Source organism: Elstera sp., from assembly GCF_044372965.1.
Lineage (GTDB): Bacteria > Pseudomonadota > Alphaproteobacteria > Elsterales > Elsteraceae > Elstera.
This window is the reverse complement of sequence record NZ_JBILQX010000200.1, coordinates 1-6,070: the sequence shown is the minus strand read 5'-3', so window position 1 is coordinate 6,070 and position 6,070 is coordinate 1. Positions and strand designations below refer to the sequence as shown.

The 6,070-nt window shown below is 61.0% G+C and carries 6 protein-coding genes; 2 read left to right on the top strand and 4 right to left on the bottom strand.

The window, feature by feature from the left end:
• Positions 1–116 precede the first annotated feature (116 nt).
• The gene (locus tag ACIQ36_RS17545; protein WP_395831704.1) at positions 117–557 is read left to right on the top strand and encodes a hypothetical protein; all 441 of its coding nucleotides are present in this window, start codon (positions 117–119) and stop codon (positions 555–557) included.
• 86 nt (positions 558–643) lie between these two features.
• Here the strand turns inward: ACIQ36_RS17545 and rpsA are convergent, their stop codons facing one another.
• The 3 genes from rpsA to aroA form a co-directional block, all read right to left on the bottom strand.
• Positions 644–2,338 carry a 30S ribosomal protein S1 gene (rpsA, locus tag ACIQ36_RS17540; RefSeq protein ID WP_395831702.1) on the bottom strand — a complete coding sequence of 565 codons (1,695 nt, stop codon included), beginning with the start codon at positions 2,336–2,338 and terminating at the stop codon, positions 644–646.
• 144 nt (positions 2,339–2,482) lie between these two features.
• Entirely contained in the window at positions 2,483–3,100 is a 618-nt protein-coding gene (locus ACIQ36_RS17535; protein WP_395831700.1) for a (d)CMP kinase, read from the bottom strand.
• 1 nt (position 3,101) lies between these two features.
• Positions 3,102–4,436 carry a 3-phosphoshikimate 1-carboxyvinyltransferase gene (gene aroA, locus ACIQ36_RS17530; protein WP_395831698.1) on the bottom strand — a complete coding sequence of 445 codons (1,335 nt, stop codon included), beginning with the start codon at positions 4,434–4,436 and terminating at the stop codon, positions 3,102–3,104.
• A gap of 202 nt (positions 4,437–4,638) precedes the next feature.
• On the opposite strand from aroA, the gene ACIQ36_RS17525 reads away from it, so the two are divergent.
• Positions 4,639–5,013: a TIGR02300 family protein gene (locus tag ACIQ36_RS17525; protein ID WP_045776313.1), complete on the top strand. Its 375-nt coding sequence runs from the start codon at positions 4,639–4,641 to the stop codon at positions 5,011–5,013.
• A 69-nt stretch (positions 5,014–5,082) separates the two neighbouring features.
• On the opposite strand, the gene ACIQ36_RS17520 is transcribed toward ACIQ36_RS17525, so the two are convergent.
• The gene (locus ACIQ36_RS17520; protein ID WP_395831696.1) at positions 5,083–5,817 is read right to left on the bottom strand and encodes a substrate-binding periplasmic protein; all 735 of its coding nucleotides are present in this window, start codon (positions 5,815–5,817) and stop codon (positions 5,083–5,085) included.
• Positions 5,818–6,070: the final 253 nt, after the last annotated feature.

The window sequence follows — 6,070 nt, the reverse complement described above, 5'->3', positions numbered from 1 at the left end:
AAGGCTTTAAGGTGATCGTTCAGGCTGAAAAGCGATTGAGGTTCCATCGGTAGGCTCCGAGCGAGGGACCCCATCAGTGAATCACAGCAAAACTGAACGGGCGAGGGTTTTTGCGGGTGTCCAGCTTCATGCCGGGGCTTAACCGGCCCATCGCCGAAAGCGCGCCCGATTTTGCTGCCGCCGATATCCTGGCCTGCCAAAACCAACCCGAATGCTTCCCCGAATTCCCCGAGGCCGCCGGGAAGCTCGAACAAGCCTCCCGCTTCCGCCGGAACTATCTTCTCCCCGAGGCGGAACGTCGCCCGCGCCTCGTGATTCTCTCCGATTCCTTCGGCATCAATATCGCCCCAGGGTTTACGCCCTATTTTGCCGAGGTTTGGCATTTTTCCATGAACGCTCTCGACCGCCGCCTGACCCCAGCGGAACGGACCGAAATGCGCCACGTCATCTTCGACCTCTTTCAACCGGATATCGTTCTGCACGCTTATACGGAAACCGCCATTCTGTGGGGTGATGAGTATTTGGAAACGGTGCGCCGCTTCGTGACCGGGCAATAAGTCTAAGCTTCCTACGTAATAAAAAAACCGCCGCCGAAGTTTCCCTCGGCGGCGGTCTTTTTAACAGCGATGAAGGGCCGGAAGGCTTACTTCGTCACGTCTTCCTTCTGGCGGGCTTGGCGCATGGCCGCCCCCAGAATATCGCCCAGCGAGGCACCCGAATCGGACGAACCGAATTCCGCCATGGCGGCCTTCTCTTCTTCCATTTCGCGGGCCTTAACCGACAGGCTGACGCGGCGCGAGCCCTTATCGATCTGAGTTACCTTGGCGTCGATCTTATCACCAACCGCAAAGCGTTCGGTGCGTTGATCGGCGCGGTCGCGGGCCAGTTCAACCTTGCGGATGAAGCCGTGGACGCCTTCGGTGATTTCGACTTCGATGCCGTTTTCCTGAACCTGGGTAATGGTGCAGGTGACGACTTCGCCCTTACGGACGGTGCCGATGGAGGCTTCGAACGGATCGGCGGTGAGCTGCTTAATGCCCAGGCTGATACGCTCTTTTTCCACATCAACATCAAGAACGCGGACGCGCACTTGGTCGCCCTTCTTGAAGTCTTGGATGGCTTCTTCGCCCGGACGTTCCCAATCGATATCCGACAGGTGAACCATGCCGTCGATGTCGCCGGGCAGACCCACGAACAGACCGAATTCGGTGATGTTCTTGACTTCGCCTTCCAGCTCGGTATTGGCCGGGAACTTGGTCACGAACGTATCCCAAGGATTGTCCATGCACTGCTTCAGGCCAAGGCTGATGCGACGCTTCACCGGATCGACATCCAGCACCATCACTTCGACTTCTTGGCTGGTCGAAACAATCTTGCCCGGATGAACGTTCTTCTTCGTCCAGCTCATTTCGGAGACGTGGACCAGGCCTTCGATGCCGGGTTCCAGTTCCACGAATGCGCCGTAATCGGTGATGTTCGTCACGCGGCCATTGAACTTGGCACCCATCGGGTACTTGGCGGCAACGCCTTCCCACGGATCGGCTTCAAGCTGCTTCATGCCAAGGCTAATGCGCTGGGTTTCCGAGTTGAAGCGGATAACCTGCACATTGACCGACTGGCCGATGGTGAGGGCTTCGGACGGATGATTGATGCGGCGCCACGCGATATCGGTGACGTGCAGCAGACCATCGACGCCGCCCAGGTCCACGAACGCACCGTAATCGGTGATGTTCTTGACCACGCCTTGCAGAATTTGGCCTTCTTTGAGGGACGCCACCAGTTCCGAGCGGGCTTCGGCGCGCGATTCTTCCAGAACGGCCCGGCGCGACACGACGATATTGCCGCGACGACGGTCCATCTTGAGAATTTGGAACGGCTGCGGGGAACCCATCAGCGGGGTGATATCGCGCACCGGGCGGATATCCACCTGGCTGCCCGGCAAGAAGGCCACGGCGCCCGACAGGTCGACCGTGAAACCACCCTTGACGCGACCAAAGATAATCCCGGTAACGCGCTGCTGTTCTGTGAAGGCGCGTTCCAGCACATTCCACGCTTCTTCACGGCGAGCCTTTTCGCGCGACAAGCTGGCTTCGCCATTCTTGTCTTCCATGCGCTCCAAGTACACTTCAACCGTGTCGCCGGGCTTCAGTTCGACCGGCAGGCCCGGCGCTGCGAATTCGCGCAGCGGCACGCGGCCTTCGGACTTCAGACCGACATCGATCAGGGCAAAGTCGTTTTCGATGGCAATAATCGTGCCCTTAACGACGGTGCCTTCTAGGTTATCCCCCGTGCCCAGCGATTCTTCCAGAAGCGCGGCAAAGCTTTCACTCGTGGTCATACATGCTCCGGTCCGGCTGTCCCTGGTCCGGCTATCGGAGCCGAACAGCGCCACCGCTGGACGAAGGCGGTAACGCGGGGTTGGAGAGTGACGAAAACCCCCAAGCTCTGCCCCCTTGGAGAAGAGGTCAGGGCAGGAGGGCGGTTACGCTATCCTGGGCGCTGCAAAGGCAAGGGCTGCCGCGAAGGCCTGATCGGCATCCATCATGGATGTTTCCAGGTGGAACGCATCGTCGGCCGCCTTGAGGGGGGCTGCGGTGCGTTCACTATCGCGGCGGTCCCGTTCAATCAGGTCCGCGAGGATCTCGGCGTATATAGAAGGATTCCCGCGCGCCTGCAACTCTTTGTGCCGCCGCCCGGCCCGAACTTCAACGGAGGCCGTGACAAATAGTTTGACCGGCGCTGCGGGGCAAATGACGGTGCCAATATCGCGCCCGTCCAAAACCGCCCCCGGCGCTTGGCCCGCAAAGCTGCGCTGAAAGGCGAGCAAAGCCGCGCGCACTTCCGGAATGGCGGAAATCTTGGAGGCGGCCCGCCCGGCCTCCTCGCTGCGCAACTCGTCGCCGCAGGTCATGCCCACGTCAAAGGCTTCGGCGGCGGCAATTGCTGCGCGCGGATCATCCAGCCGGTCGCGCACGGCCCAACCGACGGCCCGATAGAGCAGGCCGGTATCGAGATGCACGAAGCCGAAATGCGCCGCGAGTCGCTTGGCAATCGTGCCCTTGCCCGAGGCCGCCGGACCATCGACCGCAATCACCGGCATGCTAGGCCACCCCTTCGATCTTCAGGCCGAGGCCATTCATCAGATCCGCAAAACCGGGGAAGGAGGTATCGACCGGCGCGGCATCGTCAATCGTGATCGGCTCCGCCGTGACCGCGCCCAGAATGAGGTAGGACATGGCGATACGGTGATCGAGCTTCGCGGCGATGGTCACGCCCCCCTTGGGCGGGGTGCCGGTGCCGTCGATGATGCAATCGTCGCCCTCGACCGTCACTTTGGCCCCGCAGGCGGTGAGCCCGTCCGCAATCGCGGCCAAACGGTCGCTTTCCTTCACGCGCAACTCCGACAGCCCGCGCAGAATAGTGCGGCCCGAAGCGCAAGCGGCGGCCACCGCCAGCACCAAATATTCATCGATCATGCTGGGGGCGCGCTCCGGCGGCACCTCGACGCCGTGCAGCGGGGCATAGCGCACGCGCAAATCGGCCACCGGCTCGCCGCCCTCGGTGCGCGGGTTCACCTCTTCAATCGAGGCCCCCATTTCCTTCAGCGAGGTAAACACTCCCGCGCGCAACGGATTGAGCCCAACGCCCGAAACAATAATATCCGACCCCGGCACCAAACAGGCCGCGACGACCGGAAACGCCGCCGAGGAAGGATCACCCGGAACCACCACATCGGCGGCCTTCAAAATCGGCTGCCCGACGAGCGTGGCTTTGCGGCCCTCCGGCACCTCTTCGATCCGCACTTCCGCGCCGAAATGGCGCAGCATATTTTCGGTATGGTCGCGCGTCGGCTCCGGCTCGATCACGCTGGTTTCGCCCGGCGTATTGAGCCCCGCCAGCAGCACCGCCGATTTCACCTGGGCGGAAGCCACGGGCAGCGTGTAGCTGATCGGCATGGGGGTTTCGGTGCCGATTATCGCCAGCGGCAAGCGGCCTTTGGAGCGGGATACGAAGCGCGCGCCCATCAATTCCAGCGGCACCGTGACGCGCGCCATCGGGCGCGAGCGTAAAGAAGCGTCGCCGGTCATAAACGCCGTGAACGGGTGGGCCGCGATCACGCCCATCAGCAGCCGCGTCGCTGTGCCCGCATTGCCAAGATCAAGCGGCGCATCGGGCTCGGACAAGCCGCCGACGCCGACGCCGGTAACGCGCCACGCGCCCTCGCCATCCCGCGTCACTTTGGCCCCCATCGCCCGCATCGCGGCGGCGGTCGCCAACACATCTTCGCCTTCCAGCAGGCCGGAAATCCGCGTTTCACCAATCGCCAACCCGCCGAACATCAGGGCACGGTGGGAGATCGACTTATCCCCCGGAACCCGAACCGTTCCAGAAAGCGGCCCGGCACGGCGGGAAAGAAGCGGACGCGGCGCATGCATGTGGCAAAATCCCATTGGAGCGAAAACCTGCCGCAGGGCGTACCCGAAAAACCGCCCGCCCTCAAGCATCCGCCGTGCGAAAATACCAGGGGCATCGGCTTGTCACGCCTGCTATTTACGTTCAGATGATTGACAAGCGGCGATACCCCTGGCATGCACGCCCGAGACCGTTTGATCCCTAAGCCTTAAGGAAGAAGCTGACATGGCGAAACCCGAATGGGGCGCAAAGCGCATTTGCCATTCTTGCGGCGCACCTTTTTACGATATGTGCCGTGATCCCATCGTGTGCCCGAAGTGCGGCACCACCTACGATCCCGAAGCGATTCTGAAATCGCGCCGGTCGCGCGCGCCGCTGCCCGACGATAAGCCCGTCAAAGCCGCCGTGGTTGCCGCCGTGGTGGACGAAGCCGATCTGGCCGATGTGGCTGATCTGCCCGATGTCGAGGCCGATTTAGTGGAAGAAGACGCCGTTGCCGATGAAGACGATGATCTGATGGAAGATACGTCCGACCTCGGCGAGGATGAAGACGATATGGCCGAAGTGATCGAAAACATCGGCGAGGACGACGAGCGCTAACCGGCCCTCGGAGATCATGCTAAAAAAGGCCCGGTTTTTCCAACCGGGCCTTTTCTTTTACGACTTAAGCTATTGGGCCATCGCAAAATACTTCTGCTGCAAGCCCTTGATATCCACCTTCGCCAATCCTTCGGCAAAGACCGCCGCAAGCTTTTTACCATAGGCGGTTTTATTGAAGGCAACGTGCAGGGTTTTCTCCTCTAGCGGCAGGGCAAAGACTACGTCGGTCTTCACATCGGCGAGGCGCGCATCCGTTTTCAGCAAATGCCCAAAGACAAACTGATCGATTTCCGCCGCATCAATCCGACCTGCGGCGAGTTTGCGAATATTGGTGTTATCGTCGGCGACGCCCTCCGGCTTCAATCCGGCGGCAATTGCCGCCGCGACCGGGGCCGCATTCACATAGCCCGAAACCACACCCAGCTTCAGCGTGCGGATGGCATCCGCCGTGGGCTGCGGAACGGGCGCGCCTTTGCGCATAATAAGGCCGAGCGGGCCGGTGCCAATGCTGGGCGACAGGTCAAACCCGTCAAGCTCCGCCGGATATTCGGGGAAATAGCCCGCAACCTCGTTTGAACCCTTAGCCGTCGCCACCGCGCGCTGCCAGGGCAGAAACTCAATTTCCGCCTGATAGCCCATGGCCTTGAAGGCTTCGCGCACAACGACGCTGCTAAAGCCGCTATCGGGCGCGGTCACGCAGGTATAAGGGCACCAATCCAGCGTCGTCAGCTTTACCGCTTGCTGGGCCCCCGCTGGCGCGGCAACGACGCCCATCAAAAGGAGTGCGAAAAACACCTGCTTCATGGTGTATCTCCAAGGAAGAGGGAGCGCAAAAACCGAAAACATTCTTTAGGATGCCGCCATAATATGACAGAATCATTGCTAAATCCTCAAATTATCTCCGGACCGCGCCCCCCCACCGCAGGGGCGTTAACAGCGGCATTATGGGCATGCGTTCAGCGCTGCTAAAAAACTGTCACTTTTTGCTTGCGGGGACCGGGCGCATGTTTTAGAAACCCGCTCACGCCAGACGGGCCGGAAACGGTTCTGTCGGCAC